A 15583-nucleotide genomic window follows, 5' to 3' on the forward strand; every position below is an offset into this window, starting at 1 on the left:
GAACACGGATTTTACAGATTAAACGGATTGACGCGGATTATGGATGACAACGGATTTGCTCTGCATCAGGTACGAATCCGCTTACATCCAAAATCCATGTAAATCCGTTTAATCAGCGTAATCCGTGTTCCCATAACAATCCGCGCAGATCCGTTTAATCTGTAAAATCCGTGTTACCACCAAAAATCCGCGGCTTATCGTTTTAAATTCCTTAAATCCGCGTACCAATTCTAGTATGCAGAATATCATTCCATACGGTCGGCAACATATTACCGACGAGGATATTGCGGCGGTGGCCGAGGTGCTGCGCGGGCCAATGCTCACGCAGGGACCAAGCATCGGTGCGTTTGAAAAGGCCTTTGCCGAATATATTGGTGCTCCCTACGCTGTAGCTGTCTCAAACGGAACGGCGGCGCTTCACCTGTGCTGTATGGCCCTGGGCGTTGGCCCCGGAACACGGGTGATTACCACGCCGATCACGTTTTCGGCATCGGCCAACTGCGTTCGGTATTGCGGCGGCGAGGTGTACTTTGCTGATATTGATCCCGAGACGGTTTTGCTTGATGTGGAAGGCGTTCGTGCGCTGATTGAGTCGAAGCCTGTGGGTTATTTCTCGGGTATTATCCCCGTCGATTTTGGCGGTTACCCCGTCGATATGGCCGCGTTTCGGGCCTTGGCGGACGAGCATGGGCTGTGGCTGCTGGAAGACAGTTGCCACTCGCCGGGCGGTTCATTTGTTGATGCTGAACAACGTACCCACCGCTGTGGTGACGCATCGCTGGCCGATCTGGCCATTTTCAGCTTCCATCCCGTGAAGCACATCGCCTGTGGTGAAGGCGGCATGATCACGGCTGGCACTGAAGTGTTATACAATCACCTGATGCGACTACGTACCCACGGCATCACCAACAAACCCGGCGACTTTACGCCCCTCTACGAAGGTGAACCCGAACGCGGCGGCTGGTACATGCAACTACAGGAATTAGGCTACAATTACCGCCTCACCGACATGCAGGCGGCGCTGGGTCTGAGCCAACTAAAACGCGCCGATCAAATGCTGGACCGTCGCCGCGAAATTGCAGCTAGGTATAATGTGGCCTTCGCCGGTACACCTGTACAAACTATTGTTCCACCTGAAAACGTAGGACACGCGTATCACCTATACGTGGTGCAGGTCGATGACCGGAAAGGGCTGTATGATCACCTTCGGGCGAAAAATATCTTCGCGCAGGTGCATTATATTCCGGTGCATACCATGCCTTATTACCAGCAGCAGGGTAATAAACCGGGCGATTACCTACTGGCCGAACGCTACTACAGCCGTTGCCTGAGCCTGCCGATGTACCCCACGCTTACCGATGAGGAGCAGCAGTACGTGATCGACGAGGTACTGACGTTTGTAGGTCGATGAAACGGTGGTTGCTTTGGGGAGTTGCGGCCATTCCGGTGGTGTACTACGTCGGCATGGTGTTGTGGTACGCCTACGACTTTCCATACATGGATGACTACCCCGTAGTCGTTGATTTCCTGAATCGGCTTCCTGCCGCCGAGACAATTAGTGCAAAAACGGCCTTGCTGCTGGAACAGAACAATTTCCACCGGCTGGTGCTGGCCAAGTTTATTGCCTGGCTCAACGTAGCGCTGACCGGTTCCGTCGATTTTCGGGTGATGCAGTATGTGGGTCTGCTGGCTTTGCTGGGCACGTCGTGGTTGTTGTATCGAAGTGCTGAAGCTTCTGGTTCGATCGTTGATGCTCCTCATTATCAGTATACTACCGAAGCTGGGGCCGAGTGGCGTTCCGCTTCAATGCTACAGTTGCCCGTTCTCTTCCTGCTTTTTCAATTTCAGGGTTGGAATATTGCGTTTTGGAGCATTGTGGCGGCTTCGAACGTTACCGCTCCGGCGTTGGCGTTGCTAGCCTTTTACCTGGCCAACCGCCGCTGTGAGGGGTGGGCCATCGGCATTGCCCTCATTGCCTTGTTTACAAACGGAAACGGGATTCTGGTATTACCCATTTTGCTGCTGGGCTGGCTGTTTCAACGTCGCTGGCGGTGGGCGCTGGGTACGTTGCTCATCACGATTCCGGCGCTGCTGTACTATTTCCACGACTACCAGAATCCATCCGCGTCGTCGCTGTCGCAGCTTTTGAGTCCGGCTAAACTAACGCACCTACTGGCGCTGGATACGGCCTTTCTGGGAGCCATTGCCTATCATCCTGCCGTTGCCTGGCTGCCTATTCTGCTCGGTAGTGCAACAATCATCTGGGCAACGTACCTGCTCTTGACCCGCTATGATCAGACTAATCCGACGCTGTTCTGGCTGCTCATATTCCTGCACCTGACGGGGCTGATGCTGGCCGTGAACCGTATTCAGAACGATACCAGCATTGTGTTCGCCTCACGCTATCGCAACATTACGGCCCTGCACATGGCGGCAACGTACCTGAGCGTACTCGACATCATGCTCCGGCGCGACCCACGCTGGCGGGGTATTCACCTGACTAACTGGTTTGCGGGTGCGGTGCTGGCCGGAACGGTTGGCCTTTGGGCGGTCTCTAACTGGACGTACCTGAGCAAGATTGAGCGGTTCCAGGAGTTGAAGCAAACCGACAACCTGCTCTGGCAACGCTATGGGCAAATTCGTGCCTCTGCCCCACAATACCAGCCCGCCTCCCGATTGACCGAACTGGCCAGCCGACATATTTTCCAGCCTGAACAAATAGCGCTGGTGTCCTTGGCAAGCCGAGTAGTTGCAGTTTCGCCAAACACAACACCCGGCGATTCATTGGCTTACGGAATCGATATACGGCGGCGCGACGAAGATTTTCTGGTTGTTAGCGGGTGGGCGAAAGTGGCGGGCCGTAAAGCGAACTTCAACGATACGTTTGTGGGCGTGAAAACAGCAACCGGCTGGCAGTACTACACCACGCTTTTCCATCAGCGCCTCGACAAGGAAGACTCGGCCAACGACAAAGACACCGGCTTCACCGCCATCATTCCAGCTGCCCAGCCTACTGACTCGCTCGCTATCTTCGTTCGATCCGGTAAATACACGGCAAAACAAATGGTACGCTGATTTTTAATTGGGTACGCGGATTTAAAGGGATTAAACGGATTGACGCTGATTATATATGGAACGCGGATTTAAGGGATTAAACGGATTACACGGATTTTGGATGTAAGCGGATTCGTACCTCAAGCAGAGCAAATCCATTATAATCTAAAAATCTGTGTCAATCGATTTTATCCCTTAAATCCGTGTGCCATCAGCCAATCCGCTTAAATCCAATAAGCCGCGTCAATCCGTTTAATCCTTTAAATCCGTGTTCCAATTAACGTGCGCCCATCAATTATGAAGACTCTCTGTATTATTCCGGCGCGTGGCGGCAGCAAGCGCATTCCGCGGAAGAACATCCGGCCGTTTCTGGGGTCGCCGATTATCGCCTACTCTATCCGGGCCGCGCAGGAATCGGGTTTGTTCGATGAGGTGATGGTCTCGACGGATGATGCTGAAATTACCCAAACAGCGCAGCTGTATGGCGCATCTGTTCCGTTTGCGCGCTCAGCCGATACCGCCAACGATTACGCAACTACCGCCGCCGTGCTGACCGAAGTACTGAACACCTATGCGCAGCACGGGCAGCACTTCGACCGGGCCTGCTGCCTCTATGCCACGGCACCGTTCGTTACCGCCGATAAACTCCTAGAGGCGTTTGGTAAGCTGGAAACAGGTGGGTTCGATACCGTATTTCCGGTGGTTCGTTTCGGTTTTCCCATTCAGCGTGCCGTCGTTTTTCAGCAGAACCGTTTGACCTGGCGTGAGCCTGATCACGCCCTTTCCCGTTCGCAGGATCTGCCAGCTGCTTTTCACGATGCCGGTCAGTTTTACTACTTCAACGTACCCAACTTTTTGGAAACGGGTCAACTGCTGACCACCAACACCAGCGGCATCGAAATCTCGGAGCTGGAAGCCCAGGATATTGATAATCTGACCGACTGGCAACTCGCTGAACTGAAAGTCAGGTTACTGCAGCAAAACAAAGAATCAAGTCACTAATCGACCGGTTTATCATTCGCTGGATAGAGACGTGGCAGGGCGGCGTTCGTGTTGTAGTTTTGTTGTTTCCGACTAGAGCGACCCTTCCTCATGAAACGAATTATTTTCCGCGCCGATGGTACCAGTCAGACCGGTATGGGCCACATCATGCGTAGCCTTGCCCTCGCCGACATGCTAAGCCCAGACGAGGATAGCAGCGAGTTAGGTTTCGACCGCCGTTTTGCCATTCAGCAACCATCAGATGCGGTTCTGAAAACCATCGCCAAACTGGGTATCCCGGTAACGTCGCTGAAAACGAACGACCTCGACGAATTTCTTGGGTACGTTACCGCCGATGATGTCGTGGTACTTGACGGCTACGCCTTTGATGAAGCCTTTCAGCGCGCAGTTCGGAAACAGGCGCACAAACTCGTTTTCATCGATGACCTGATGCAGGGAAAGCAGGTGGCCGACGTCGTGATCAACCACGCCGGTGACGTGACGCCTGCCGATTACGACACTGAATCGTACACGAAATTGCTGCTTGGTGCGCCTTACGCGTTGGTGAATCCGGCGTTCCGGCAGAAAGCGCAACCTAAAGACGGTGAGAATAAAGCGTTCGTGAATATGGGTGGCGCTGATCCGCATAATATTAGTCGCGAAGTGGTTGAACTGCTCCTGACCCAGAATGCCGAACTGCGCGTAACGGTGGTGCTTGGCTCAGCCAATCCTCATTTGAAAACATTTGCCGATTTGCCCAAAGAACGGCTGAGTATTCAGCAAAATCTGTCGGCCAAGCAGATGGCGCGGGCTATTGGCGGCAGCGGACTAAGCATCGTAGCGGCAAGCACCATTGCCTACGAAGTGGCCACCGTTAGTCGACCGATGATAATCATTCAGACCGCCGATAACCAGAGTCGACTGGTCTCGTTTATGCGCGACCGACATCTGACGCTGGGCGCACTGACGTTGCCCATTGCGCCCGATAAGTTCCAGACCGCCGTTGGTAAAGCCCGCCTGACGCCCACGGTTTTCAAGCAACGCCTCGTATTCGACGGTAAAGCTGCCGCCCGTTATAAGCAGCTTTTCACGCAGCTATGCACCATCGAATAGCCACAGTCAATGACGTTCGCCTATATTTCGATTGGGCCAACGATCCGTCTACACGTCAGCAATCATTCAATTCCGCACCTATCTCGTGGGAAGCCCACGAAGTATGGTTTGCCCGAAAAGTAAACGACCCTGACGTATTATTGCTCGTATTCGAGACTAATGAGAACATACCTGTTGGCCAGGTACGTTTTGAGCGGCAGGCTGACGGCGAAGTGATAATTGGCGTGTCGGTCGACAATGCATTTCGGGGACGTGGGCTGGCTGTGCAACTTATTCGGGAAGCAAGCAACGTATGCCAGCATCACTGGCGTAACTCTAATGATCCTGAGCAAGCTGTACGTATATCGGCTTACATCAAACCAAACAATCAACCATCGATACGCGCCTTTGAACGGGCAGGGTTCATCAATGATGAACAAACCCAAAAACTGAATACAAATTCGATCCGTTTGGTAAAGCTATAAGTATATATTGCGTTGAATCTGATAGGATTGTTTTAATCGGCTAAGTCCAATTACCTCGTTCAAAACAAGATGATACGTAAACTTTTACTGACTACCGGCTTACTATACTTTCATGGAATCGCTATCGCACAGGACCCTTCCACTGACCGGTGGATTGATAGCAGTGACGAAACACGGATTACACTACCCACCAGCGAAACCGGGCGGGTAGTAATTACGAAAGGCAATCCCGGGTCGGGTGGCTTCAACGAATTTTTACGCATTCAGCCTACCCACTCTACCCACGAATACATCGGATTTCGGAACGGAACGACCACCAACAGTTTTGTGCCGGTGCTGCTGTCTTATTCTGAAAGCAATGCGGGTTCGGCCATGGTACTGGCTGGGGTTACCAACCCCACTTACGACCTAATCAATAACTCGCCGATGCTGCTCTTTGACACCCGTACCCATGGCGATAATACCTTATCGACTGGGGGAGGTGCAATCACATACCGCCCTCTGTTTGCCTGGCGCAATTACACCACCGTCCATATGCAGATGCTCGCCAACGGCAATCTGGGGCTGGGCACCACATCACCAGGGGCGCAATTGCACACGACGGGTAGCGTTCGTTTTGCTGGTTTACCAATTAGCTCAAGTACATCGGTAGTCATGGCAGATGGCAACGGTACCTTATCCCGACACGTGCTACCTGCCAGTTCAACATTAGCTACCATTAGCAGTTCAGCGACAAACACGTTGCCCAAGTTTGGTAACTCAGGTACGTTATCAGGCAGTCAGATCACAGATAATGGCGCGGGAGTAGGTATTGGCGGCGTACCCACGGCCGGTGCTAAACTGACGTTGTACGGAACAATCAGCCTGATGTCGGACGAGCGGCAGAAAACGAATATCGTTCGCCTGGATCATGCTTCAGACAAAGTGAGCGCACTGAACGGCTATTACTATAACTGGCGCGAGGGTAGTGATAGCAAACAGGTTGGTTTTATGGCGCAGGAAGTAGAGCGCGTACTGCCGGAAGTCGTTTCACAAAACAGCGAGGGCACGCGGTTTGTAAACTACGACGGACTTGTTCCCCTGCTTACCGAAGCAATCAAAGAACAGCGAGCAATGCTTGATGCCCAAAGTCAACTGATTAAGGAACTACAACGCGAAGTAAGCTCGTTGAAACGTAAAAAATAGGCAAGTGGCGTCTGTCACTTAGCTAATCTGAGCTGTAATGTCATTTCCTCCCATTCAGGTTGCCAATTATATCATCTCCCCACAACACCGGCCGTTTGTGATTGCCGAGATGTCGGGGAACCATAACCAGTCGCTCGACCGGGCGCTCGAACTTGTCGACGCGGCGGCGGCGGCTGGGGCACACGCGCTGAAGCTCCAGACCTACACGCCCGACACGATTACGTTCAACGGGCAGTCAGACGAGTTTTTTATTCGGGATAACCAATCGCTGTGGGCTGATAAGAATCTATACAAACTCTATCAGGATGCTTACACGCCCTGGGAGTGGCACGGACCGATTTTCGAGCGGGCCAAACAGCACGGCATGGTCGCGTTCAGTTCACCGTTCGATATTACGGCGGTGGATTTTCTGGAGTCGTTGAACGTCCCTATTTACAAAATTGCGTCGTTTGAAAACACCGATCATATTCTGCTGAAGAAAGTAGCGAGCACCGGCAAGCCCGTGATCATGAGTACGGGCGTGGCCACAGTGGCCGATATTGCCGAGTCGGTGAAGGTGTTGCGCGATCATGGCTGCACGGAATTGATTCTGCTCAAATGCACGAGCACGTACCCCGCCACACCAGAAAGCACCAACCTGCTCACCATTCCGCACATGAGCCAGCTCTTCAACGTACCTGTAGGCCTGTCTGACCATACGATGGGCATTGGCGCATCGGTAGCGGCAACGGCGCTGGGCGCGGTGGTGATCGAAAAGCACTTTACGCTCCGTCGAGCCGATGGCGGTGTCGATTCGGCGTTTTCGCTGGAGCCGGACGAGCTAAAAAATCTGGTTGTGGAATCGGAGCGGGCGTTTCTGGCGATGGGTCAGATCAGCTATATCCCGACGCCGAAAGAGCAGAAAAGCCTCCAGTTCAAACGGTCGCTCTACGTCGTACGCGACATGGCAGCGGGCGAAGCCTTCACGCCGGACAACGTACGCAGCATTCGCCCCGCCAATGGCCTGCACACCCGCCATTACGACGAAGTGCTGACGAAAACCGCCGCCCAGCCTATCACCGCCGGCACTGCGCTATCGTGGGAGTTGATAGTATAGTACACGGATTTAAGGGATTAAACGGATCTACACGGATTTTTAGATGACAATGGATTTGCTCTGCTTCAGTGTAATGAATCCGCTTAAATCAAAAATCCGCGTAAATCCTTTTGAATCCTTTAATCCGCGTCCCATCAGACTAACTAAAACATGTTAACGCTCTGATGAGTTGACGGAGAAGCAAAACACCAGTACCGACCTATATACGACATTGGCAAAGAAGAAACCGACCCCCACAAACCCCGATGAGCAGGAGAAGCCACGGGTGCACAAAGAACTCGAAGGGTTCAATATTGAAATCAACTCATTTGGTGAAATTGTCACCAGCTTCGAAATCGACAAGATCAACCAGTTCCTGAACCGGACGGTCGACGATAAGAAACTCCGTCACCGCGATGACCTGAAAACGCTCAAAGGCGAAGCCCCCGACGCAGAGACTGATGACGAGATCATCGATGAAGACGATGATGAAAAACTCTTCGACGATACCGACGATATTCTGCCCGATCACGAGAAGTAGCGGTCTGCAAAGCATGCCTGTTGACGCTTAAAAGAGCAGTGTTTCCCTATGAATTAGTCGTAGAGAAACACTGCTCTTTCGATTTAAACCAGTGCTTGTCTAGGGTAACAAAAGCGCTGGTTGATTGCGATAGTCAACTAAATGAATTGCTCAAAAGAGCACTAGTCACCGTCGTCTATAATCCCATATCTGCGTTTCAGATAGAAATGATACAGCACCTGCCAGCCCAAAAAAAGCGCCACACCCGTATGCGACAACGCCTTGGGGTACTGTTGCCCAAGTTCAGTATCATGCCAGAATAGCTTGTTAATGGCATACAAAACGAGAATAGGCGGAATAATCCAGTAGGACATGTATTTCATAAAATGTGCACTGAATGAGTTAAGACCGGGTAAAAATTAAAAAAACAGGATATAAAAAACTACAAGGATTGGTCATGTGTCGGTTTTAGGCTGCTCGTACGTTTGCACTGTAGCTGGACGAGACCTTGATCGCCAAGAAAATGGGTATAAATCAGCTACACATAGCTTGGTTCAGGTACGTTCCTCTACCTACCCTGACCAATGCAACGAAGAGAGTTTATCAAGACTACCAGTCTGATCGGCAGTGCATTTACGCTGGCTGTCCCATCGGCGCTGGCAACCTCTGCTTTACCGGATTCTGGTAGTGTCCTGCCAACGGCGGCCAACTGGCTCGACGGGCCGATGCGCTGGGCGCAACTCGCTTTCGTAGAGCGCGATCCCGGCCATTATGACCCTGATTTCTGGCTTGCATACCTCAAACGCATTCATGCCGATGGAGCCCTGCTCAGTGCCGGGGGTGTGGTCGCGTTTTACCCGACCACCATTCCGCTGCATCATCGAAGCGATTTTCTGGGCAATGCCGACACACTGGGTTATCTGGTCGACGGCTGTAAAAAGCAGGGCATGAAAATCATGCTCCGCACCGACCCACACGCGGCCCGGCAGGAGGTGTACGACGCACATCCCGACTGGATCGCCGTAACGGCCGATGGGCAAAAACGGCGTCACTGGGCAAACCCGGCATTGTGGGTGACCTGCGCACTGGGGCCATACAATGCCGAGTTTATGACCCAGGTGAACGGCGAAATCATGGACCGGTACCAACCCGAGGGTATTTTCTCGAACCGATGGGCGGGCCATGATATCTGCTATTGCGAGCACTGTACCCGCAATTTTGCCGCCGCTACAGGTCTGGCGCTTCCTCAGAAAATAGATCGGCTAGACGCTACGTATCGTAAATGGGCCGATTGGCGAATGAAGCGTTTGCGCGACGTTTGGGCCTTGTGGGATTCGGAGATTCGCAAAAAACGGCCTACTTCCCGCTTTATCCCGAATGGGTTTCCCGACAAAATAATGACCGGTCGCGAAGCTGATCTGTTCTTCGCTGACCAACAGGCCCGGCGTGGACTCATGGCACCCTGGGCAAACGGTAAAGGCGCTAAAGAGTTGCGGTCAACGCTCGGCATGAAACCGCTGATTGGCATCTTTAGCGTGGGTATCGAAGAAGAATTCCGCTGGAAAGATTCGGTGCAAAGCGATGCCGAAATCCAGATCTGGGTGGCCGAAGGAACCGCCAATGGCATGCGTCCCTGCTTCGTGAAATTTGGCGGCGATATCTACGACAAACGCTGGATGGAGGCCGTAGCAACGCTTTATGAAGGCTACTACCGAAACGAAATGTACCTGCGTAACACGGCCTCAATGGCGCGGGTTGGCGTGGTGTATTCCGAACAGACCGACCGCAGTTATGGTGGTAAGCCCTGGCAGCAGAAAAGCGGCGATCACCTGGACGGTATCTACCACATGCTCGTAGAAAGTCGCATTCCGTTCGATATGGTGAATGACCGGCTACTCACCCCCACCGATCTGAGCCGGTTTAAACTCCTGATTTTACCCAACATAGCGGCCCTGTCTGATGCCCAATGTGCTCAATTGCAAGCCTTTGTTGATGGCGGAGGAAGTCTGGTGGCAACCTTCGAAACATCGCTGTATGACGAGGAAGGCAACCCACGCGCCAACTTTGGGCTGGCTAGCTTGTTTGGCGTTTCGTATGCCGGAAACGTGGAAGGTCCTATGCGTAACAGCTACCTGCATTTACGTCATGACGAAAAAAACAGGGAGACTACGCAGATTCTGAACGGGCTGAGTGGTACACCGCGTATCATCAACGCCATTCACAAAGTTGATGTAAGGCCCACAGGTACGTTCCCCAGCCCGGTTACGCTGATTCCCACCTATCCCGATTTGCCGATGGAAGACGTGTATCCGCGGGTGGCCGAAACCGACACGCGGGAGCTGTACCTGCGGCAGGTCGGTAAAGGTCGGGTTGCCTATATTCCCGGCGATCTGGACCGGACTTTCTGGCAATTGCTGAACATCGATCACGGCCAGTTACTGCATAATGTCGTTGACTGGGCATTAGACGAAAAGCCAATTGTGACAGTAACTGGTCCGGGCGTGATCGACGTTACAGTATGGCGGCAGGCCCAATCAATGACGGTTCACCTGGTTAATCTCACCAATCCGATGATGATGAAAGGTCCTTTTCGGGAGTTGATTCCTGTAGCGGCACAAGTAACTATTCAGGTTCCGGCTAGCGCAAGAGTGACAGGTGTTAAGCTGCTCATGGGTGGGCAGAGATTAGCGTTTGCTGTGAAGGATGGTCACATATCGGTGAACGTACCCAGGATTCTTGACCACGAAATTGTAGCGCTCGATTTGGCGTAATTTGACTGCGTTGTGTTGCTTCGCGCTGTAGGCCCTTCGACTAGGCGTCCCCGACAGGCTCAGGGTGACAGGAACCTGAGGGTTGTTAGCCTGAACATGGTAATGATTGATGTCACCCTGAGCGGAACGGTCCGCCGCTGCGGTCGAAGGGCCGTGCGACAGCAACATACAGCGCTAAGCAAACAGCAAACAGTAAATTGAAAACTCCTTCCTCCCCCCCTCATGCTCTGGAAACAAGTTATTGACCCGTTCAACAACCTCGCGGTATCGGTGCTGGTGGCGCTGGTGCCTATTCTGTTTATTTTCTGGGCGCTGATCATCCGGAAAATGAAAGGGTATCAGGCCAGTCTAATCGCGATGGGGATCGCCATGCTGATTGCCGTGACGGTGTATGGCATGCCGGTAAAACTGGCGCTGTTGTCGGCCGTTCATGGCGCGTTGTACGGCTTGTTTCCCATCTGCTGGCTGGTGATTATGGCTGTCTTCCTGTTCAATATCACGGTGAAAAGCGGGCAGTTCGAGATCATCAAGCACGTCATGGCTTCCATCACAGATGATCGGCGGTTGCAGGCATTGCTGATCGCCTTTTCGTTCGGTTCGTTTCTGGAAGGTACAGCTGGTTTTGGGGCACCGGTGGCCATCACGGCGGCTATGCTGGTCGGATTGGGTTTCAATCCGCTCTACGCCTCGGGTATTTGTTTGATTGCCAATACGGCCCCGGTGGCGTTTGGCTCCATTGGTATTCCCATCACGGTAGCCTCGCAGGTGTCGGGTATCGCCGAAATGCCTATTTCGCAGATGGTGGGCCGCACCTTGCCCATCCTGTCGGTGATGCTGCCATTTTATCTGGTCAGCATCATTGCGGGGGTTAGAAAAGCGTGGGAGGTTGGTCCGGCGGTGCTGGTGTCGGGGCTGTCGTTCGCCCTGTTGCAATATGCGTCGTCGAACTTTCTGGGCCCCGCCCTGCCCGATGTCATTGCCGGACTGGGGTCAATCGTTTGCCTGATGATTCTCCTGCGTTTCTGGAAACCGAAAATCAGCTGGCGGTTTGCCAATGAACCCGCCGCCACGTTCAACACCGATGTTAGCTACACGACAGGGCAGGTCATCCGCGCCTGGTCGCCATTCATCGTGCTCACGATCATTATCATTGCCTGGGGGCTGCAACCCATCAAGGACGTGCTGAATTCGGTGGGGATGGTGCAGTTTGAATTTCCCGGATTGCACAACGCCATTATGGGCGGCGAAGGCAAGCCACTGGCCAAAATCTTTAAAGTAAACTACCTCTCCGCCGCCGGAACCGCCATTTTACTGGCGGCACTCATCTCCATTCCGCTAGTTGGCCTGACGTACCGGGAAGGCGCAAGGGTATTTGGCGAAACGCTGAACCAGTTGAAATTTCCGATCCTGACGGTGGCAGCGGTGCTGGGATTCGCCTATATCGTCAACGATTCGGGTATCACGCTTACGCTGGCGGCAGTGCTGGCCAGTACCGGTTTTCTGTTTCCCTTTTTTGCGCCGGTGCTGGGCTGGCTGGGCGTGTTCATCACCGGGTCGGATACATCGGCCAATGCCTTATTCAGCAAGCTACAGTTTGCCACCGCGCAGTCCATCGGCGTTGATCCGGTGGTGACGGTAGCTGCCAATGTATCGGGCGGCGTTGTGGGGAAGATGATCTCGCCGCAGTCGATTGCCGTTGCTGCGGCCGCCGGGAATCTGGTTGGTCAGGAGTCGCAGCTGTTCCGATTCACGGTGAAGCACAGCTTTATCATGCTACTCGTTATCTGCTTCATCACGCTGGCGCAGGCGTACGTGATCAAGTGGGTCATTCCTGTCTACGAATCGGGCAGCACAACGAAAATCGCCGCCCTGCCTGATCTGGCCAAAGGCTACACGTATCTGGGTGTGCTGGCGGTTCTACTCATTGCGTTGGCCGTTGGTCTGTTGGCGAAAAAGCGTTCTGCGCTGGTGTAATGATGTAGGTTGCTTCGCGCTGTAAGTTGCTGACGCCTAGTAGAAGGGCCACGCGTCAGCAATACACTTTAACGTAAAGAAACAGTAAACCCTTTCCTACGCCGCCGGAATGATCGACTCGATTGTTCCCAACTCATCAGCACTAAACGTCAGATTATCCAGCGATTTTAGCGAGTCGGTGAGCTGTTCGGGGCGGCTGGCTCCGACCAGTACCGATGTGATGCGTGGGTCTTTCAGCAACCAGGCAATCGCCATCTGCGCCAGTGTCTGACCGCGTTGCTGCGCGAGGTCATTCAACTGACGGATTATATCCAGCTTTTCGGGCGTGAGTTGCTGCTCATTTAACGAACCGTTTTTGGTTGCGCGCGAATTGGCCGGAACACCTTTGAGATACTTGTCTGTCAGTAGACCCTGCGCTAGCGGTGAGAATGGTACGCAACCGACGCCTTCCCGCTCCAGCACGTCGAGCAGGCCGTTTTCAACCCAGCGATCAAGCATTGAGTAGCGCGGCTGATGGATCAGACAGGGTGTACCTAGTTGCTTCAGAATGGCGATGGCGTTGGTTGCTTCAGCCGGTTTGTAGTTCGATAAGCCCACGTACAAGGCTTTGCCTTGCCGAACAATATGGTCGAGGGCGGTCATGGTTTCTTCCAGCGGCGTGTCGGGGTCGGGACGGTGGTGGTAGAAGATATCCACGTAATCGAGCCGCATCCGTTTCAAACTTTGATCGAGGCTCGAAACCAGGTATTTACGTGATCCGAAATTGCCGTATGGCCCGGCCCACATGTCGTATCCGGCTTTAGAGGAGATGATCAGTTCATCACGATAACCCTGAAAATCCTGATGTAAAATGGTGCCAAAGTTTTCCTCTGCCGAACCAGGCGGCGGGCCGTAGTTATTGGCTAGATCGAAATGGGTAATGCCCCAATCAAACGCCAGTCGAATCATCTGACGGCTGTTTTCGAGCGTATCGACATGGCCAAAATTTTGCCACAGACCCAGCGAAATGGCGGGCAGCACCAGCCCACTACGCCCACAACGGCGGTACGGCATCGACTGGTAACGGGTTGACTCAGGAAGGTAAGGCATAAGGGTAGTTGGGTTAGATAAAGCAACGTACCTAGAAAAAAAGGAGCCTCTTCTTCCGGTAAACACGGCGCAGGTCGGTTTCGAACAGCGTGTAGGGGTCCTGGTAAAACTGCATGAAATCGGTAACGCTGGCCTGACCGGGGTAGGGGGCGTAATAATGCGTTTGGCTGCGGGTATCGTTGCGCCAGACAAGCACATAAGCCAGCTTCATCTTCTCGGCTTTCAAGGCTTTCAGCAACGTATTCGTCCACCAGGTTGTGTCGGGAATTGACTCCAAACCGGTTTCGGTGAAGGCAGCCAGCTTGCCTGCTTTTTCGGCATAGTCTGATACGATCTTGAGTTTGGCAATACCTGCCGCCACATCGTATTTGCCATCGCGACCAAAATCAGCGTAGTTATCCACGCCCACCATATCCACCCACTCATCGCCGGGGTAGCGGTCGAGGTATTGCGCTTCGGTACGGAATAGGCAGTCGGGCGAGAACGTGTAGATGAAATTATGCACTTGCAGACTGTCGCGCAAATACATTACTGTGAAGCGCCAGAGTGACGTAAATTCGTCCGTCGAGCAGTGCGGTTTACCCCACCAGAACCAGCCGCCATCGAGCTCATGATACGGCCGGAAAAGCATCGGAACCAGCTTCCCGTCGGCACCCTTCGTGGTGTTGGCCAGATCGGCCACGGTCTTCAGAATGTCTTTATACTGTTGATGATGCGACCCGCCGGGAATAAGGTTAGCCACCGCCGGAGCCGAGACCGAATCTTTCCAGTAAAAACCCGTCTTCGGCGTCACCGGATTCGAGAAGTGCCAGGCAACGGTGGTCACGCCACCTCGGTCATAGGTGGCCGCAATATCTTTCCGTAACGATGCTTTTGTGCGCTCAATGGCTTCCGCTGGTCCTCCTGATAATCCGCTGAAGTCAACCCCAATCACCGCTGGGTGCGACCCGCTTACTGATTTGACATCGGAGCGATTGGCGTCTCCCGTCCAGCCGTGGCCGTATTCGGTAGCGTGCTGATGCCCGAACAGGATGTGCTTCCGAGCCAATTTACCCAGGTTATGGTACAGTGCTTTCGTTTCCTTCGTCGCGTTGCGGTCAATCAGTGTCGGCTTTGGAGCCGCCTGAACGAGGGTGACGATAAATAGGCTAGCGAGGAGGGTAAGTTGAGTAAAAATGTGGGTATGCATTATTGGTAAAGAGGTTGGTGCTTGGGAGTTTGTTGCTTACGCGTGTGGGCGCTGGCTGGCGCGAGTATGTACTCGTGCCTTTTATGTCGCAAGCATCCGCTTGCACAGCCCGACAGGGCTATACGGTAGCGAGGAATTGCCCCTACAGTAAGCCCTGTCGAGCTGCAA

At 53.2% G+C, this 15583-nt stretch carries 13 protein-coding genes; 10 read left to right on the top strand and 3 right to left on the bottom strand.

Annotation, left to right across the window (positions count from 1 at the left end):
• Nucleotides 1–235 precede the first annotated feature (235 nt).
• The 8 genes from pseC to ACAW87_RS00085 all read left to right on the top strand — a co-directional run bounded on the left by pseC (nt 236) and on the right by ACAW87_RS00085 (nt 8413).
• A complete protein-coding gene (gene pseC / locus ACAW87_RS00050; protein ID WP_370721097.1) occupies nt 236–1411 on the top strand; it encodes a UDP-4-amino-4,6-dideoxy-N-acetyl-beta-L-altrosamine transaminase in 1176 nt (391 codons plus the stop codon).
• The gene (locus ACAW87_RS00055) at nt 1408–3075 is read left to right on the top strand and encodes a formyl transferase (protein ID WP_370721098.1); all 1668 of its coding nucleotides are present in this window, start codon (nt 1408–1410) and stop codon (nt 3073–3075) included. Before pseC ends, ACAW87_RS00055 begins: the two co-directional genes overlap by 4 nt.
• 276 nt (nt 3076–3351) lie before the next feature.
• On the top strand, nt 3352–4056 hold the full coding sequence (gene pseF / locus ACAW87_RS00060) for a pseudaminic acid cytidylyltransferase (RefSeq protein WP_370721099.1): 705 nt from the start codon (nt 3352–3354) through the stop codon (nt 4054–4056).
• A gap of 90 nt (nt 4057–4146) precedes the next feature.
• Nucleotides 4147–5148 carry a UDP-2,4-diacetamido-2,4,6-trideoxy-beta-L-altropyranose hydrolase gene (pseG, locus tag ACAW87_RS00065; RefSeq protein WP_370721100.1) on the top strand — a complete coding sequence of 334 codons (1002 nt, stop codon included), beginning with the start codon at nt 4147–4149 and terminating at the stop codon, nt 5146–5148.
• Complete coding sequence (locus tag ACAW87_RS00070) at nt 5133–5612, top strand: GNAT family N-acetyltransferase (protein WP_370721101.1); 480 nt, start codon at nt 5133–5135, stop codon at nt 5610–5612. The genes pseG and ACAW87_RS00070 overlap by 16 nt, the downstream gene beginning before the upstream one ends.
• 69 nt (nt 5613–5681) lie before the next feature.
• Nucleotides 5682–6797 carry a tail fiber domain-containing protein gene (locus tag ACAW87_RS00075; RefSeq protein ID WP_370721102.1) on the top strand — a complete coding sequence of 372 codons (1116 nt, stop codon included), beginning with the start codon at nt 5682–5684 and terminating at the stop codon, nt 6795–6797.
• A gap of 37 nt (nt 6798–6834) precedes the next feature.
• Nucleotides 6835–7893 carry a pseudaminic acid synthase gene (gene pseI, locus ACAW87_RS00080; RefSeq protein ID WP_370721103.1) on the top strand — a complete coding sequence of 353 codons (1059 nt, stop codon included), beginning with the start codon at nt 6835–6837 and terminating at the stop codon, nt 7891–7893.
• 211 nt (nt 7894–8104) lie between these two features.
• Nucleotides 8105–8413, top strand: coding sequence for a hypothetical protein (locus tag ACAW87_RS00085; protein ID WP_370721104.1), 309 nt, complete (start codon nt 8105–8107; stop codon nt 8411–8413).
• Nucleotides 8414–8574: 161 nt separating this feature from the next.
• Here the strand turns inward: ACAW87_RS00085 and ACAW87_RS00090 are convergent, their stop codons facing one another.
• Complete coding sequence (locus ACAW87_RS00090) at nt 8575–8775, bottom strand: hypothetical protein (RefSeq protein ID WP_370721105.1); 201 nt, start codon at nt 8773–8775, stop codon at nt 8575–8577.
• A gap of 201 nt (nt 8776–8976) precedes the next feature.
• Between ACAW87_RS00090 and ACAW87_RS00095 the strand changes: the two genes are divergently transcribed.
• Together ACAW87_RS00095 and ACAW87_RS00100 are read left to right on the top strand one after the other, a co-directional pair.
• Nucleotides 8977–11163, top strand: a complete 2187-nt coding sequence (locus ACAW87_RS00095; RefSeq protein WP_370721106.1) for an alpha-amylase family protein — start codon at nt 8977–8979, stop codon at nt 11161–11163.
• Nucleotides 11164–11385: 222 nt separating this feature from the next.
• Nucleotides 11386–13137: an L-lactate permease gene (locus ACAW87_RS00100; protein WP_370721107.1), complete on the top strand. Its 1752-nt coding sequence runs from the start codon at nt 11386–11388 to the stop codon at nt 13135–13137.
• Nucleotides 13138–13233: 96 nt separating this feature from the next.
• Here the strand turns inward: ACAW87_RS00100 and mgrA are convergent, their stop codons facing one another.
• Both mgrA and ACAW87_RS00110 read right to left on the bottom strand, forming a co-directional pair.
• Nucleotides 13234–14226, bottom strand: a complete 993-nt coding sequence (gene mgrA, locus ACAW87_RS00105; RefSeq protein WP_370721108.1) for an L-glyceraldehyde 3-phosphate reductase — start codon at nt 14224–14226, stop codon at nt 13234–13236.
• Between the two features lie 31 nt (nt 14227–14257).
• A complete protein-coding gene (locus ACAW87_RS00110) occupies nt 14258–15415 on the bottom strand; it encodes a glycoside hydrolase family 26 protein (RefSeq protein WP_370721109.1) in 1158 nt (385 codons plus the stop codon).
• Nucleotides 15416–15583 lie beyond the last annotated feature (168 nt).

This window comes from Fibrella aquatica, assembly GCF_041321135.1.
Lineage (GTDB): Bacteria > Bacteroidota > Bacteroidia > Cytophagales > Spirosomataceae > Fibrella > Fibrella aquatica.

What these genes read in the sequence shown, in the direction of transcription:
- pseC (WP_370721097.1), top strand. Translation starts at nt 236, where the DNA reads ATGCAGAATATCATTCCATACGGTCGGCAACATATTACCGACGAGGAT.
- ACAW87_RS00055 (WP_370721098.1), top strand. Translation starts at nt 1,408, where the DNA reads ATGAAACGGTGGTTGCTTTGGGGAGTTGCGGCCATTCCGGTGGTGTAC.
- pseF (WP_370721099.1), top strand. Translation starts at nt 3,352, where the DNA reads ATGAAGACTCTCTGTATTATTCCGGCGCGTGGCGGCAGCAAGCGCATT.
- pseG (WP_370721100.1), top strand. Translation starts at nt 4,147, where the DNA reads ATGAAACGAATTATTTTCCGCGCCGATGGTACCAGTCAGACCGGTATG.
- ACAW87_RS00070 (WP_370721101.1), top strand. Translation starts at nt 5,133, where the DNA reads ATGCACCATCGAATAGCCACAGTCAATGACGTTCGCCTATATTTCGAT.
- ACAW87_RS00075 (WP_370721102.1), top strand. Translation starts at nt 5,682, where the DNA reads ATGATACGTAAACTTTTACTGACTACCGGCTTACTATACTTTCATGGA.
- pseI (WP_370721103.1), top strand. Translation starts at nt 6,835, where the DNA reads ATGTCATTTCCTCCCATTCAGGTTGCCAATTATATCATCTCCCCACAA.
- ACAW87_RS00090 (WP_370721105.1), bottom strand. Translation starts at nt 8,775, where the DNA reads ATGAAATACATGTCCTACTGGATTATTCCGCCTATTCTCGTTTTGTAT.
- ACAW87_RS00095 (WP_370721106.1), top strand. Translation starts at nt 8,977, where the DNA reads ATGCAACGAAGAGAGTTTATCAAGACTACCAGTCTGATCGGCAGTGCA.
- ACAW87_RS00100 (WP_370721107.1), top strand. Translation starts at nt 11,386, where the DNA reads ATGCTCTGGAAACAAGTTATTGACCCGTTCAACAACCTCGCGGTATCG.
- mgrA (WP_370721108.1), bottom strand. Translation starts at nt 14,226, where the DNA reads ATGCCTTACCTTCCTGAGTCAACCCGTTACCAGTCGATGCCGTACCGC.
- ACAW87_RS00110 (WP_370721109.1), bottom strand. Translation starts at nt 15,415, where the DNA reads ATGCATACCCACATTTTTACTCAACTTACCCTCCTCGCTAGCCTATTT.